Raw genomic sequence first — 1171 nt, forward strand, 5'->3', positions numbered from 1 at the left:
TTATTGAGCAGCATGCTCGCCAATATCGAAACGCCGGTGGCGATGCTGGCGTAGAGTAACGTGACTTGCCCGCCAAAGGTCGCCCAAATCAAACCCACGATAATCGGGTTCAGCAGCGGGGAGACAAAAAGAAACGTCAACGTTGGCCCAAACCCTGCTTTAGCGGATAGCAATCCGCGTAGCATCGGGATGGTTGAACAGCTACAAAATGGGGTTAATGCGCCCAGTAGTGCAGAGATAGCATAGCCTTTACCTCGTTGGGCACCCAACAGGGATTGGATTTTGCTGTCGGGCAGTTTTTGCCGAATCAGGCTGACGCCTGCACTGATCAGCAAAAACAGAATCGACAGCTCGAAAGCTAAAAATAAAAACATGTGGCTGGCATCTTGGAGCATGGTGAGCCAATGGTGCATGGGGCAGATCCTTACAAACTCAATTAACTATAATTCTAAAATAATCGAAATGTAATGATGGTCAAGATATTTCTGGTATTATCGAAATATCATATTATCAGAGGTATTGTGCATGCAACTGGAAGAGGCCGCTAAGGCATTGAAAGAATTAGGGCATCCGACTCGGTTGTTCATTTTTAAACATCTGGTCAAAGCTGGTGAGCAGGGGTTACCAGTCGGTGAATTACAAAAACAGTTAGCCATACCAGCGTCGACATTGAGTCATCATATTGCCGCCTTGGTGTCGGTTGGGCTGGTTAAGCAAAATAGAGAGAGCCGTACCCTCCTGTGTGTATCGCAATACTCGGTGCTGGAAGACATCATTGAATTTTTGCGTGCCGAATGTTGTGTAAACAGTAAACAACACTAGCCATATCCAGATGGAGGTGTTCATGCGTTGATCGTTTCAATTATTCTTGTATAGTTGTAATAATGAGTTTGGCGATGATGACAAGAGCAAACGCGATGAAGGGCAATGCTCGTGTTGTCATCCATCTTGCTGGTTTCAATGAGATTGATGAAGGAATAGATCATGCGGCAAATTCAAGTCTTTGATCCTGCGTTGTGTTGTTCGAGTGGTGTGTGTGGTACCGATGTTGATCAGGCATTAGTGACATTCTCTGGTGATGTTGAGTGGCTTAAACAGCAAGGCGCAACGTTGCACCGCTACAATCTGGCGCAGCAGCCCATGGTTTTTGCACAAACTCCCGCTGTGGCGC

General features: G+C 46.5%; 3 protein-coding genes. 2 read left to right on the top strand and 1 reads right to left on the bottom strand.

Translation table 11 applies throughout. The annotated features are described in order from the left end of the window. Positions 1 to 413: permease (locus ACRC27_RS03800; RefSeq protein ID WP_438639225.1), on the bottom strand; the 413-nt coding region annotated here is incomplete at its 3' end. A gap of 112 nt (positions 414 to 525) precedes the next feature. Between ACRC27_RS03800 and ACRC27_RS03805 the strand changes: the two genes are divergently transcribed. Both ACRC27_RS03805 and ACRC27_RS03810 read left to right on the top strand, forming a co-directional pair. Then, positions 526 to 822, top strand: coding sequence for an ArsR/SmtB family transcription factor (locus ACRC27_RS03805; protein ID WP_010863229.1), 297 nt, complete (start codon positions 526 to 528; stop codon positions 820 to 822). 162 nt (positions 823 to 984) lie between these two features. Further along, a partial coding sequence (locus ACRC27_RS03810; protein WP_438639226.1) for an arsenic metallochaperone ArsD family protein occupies positions 985 to 1171 on the top strand: 187 nt, incomplete at its 3' end.

Origin of the sequence: Plesiomonas sp. (assembly GCF_051650925.1) — a bacterium.
Taxonomy (GTDB): domain Bacteria; phylum Pseudomonadota; class Gammaproteobacteria; order Enterobacterales; family CAMTGL01; genus Plesiomonas.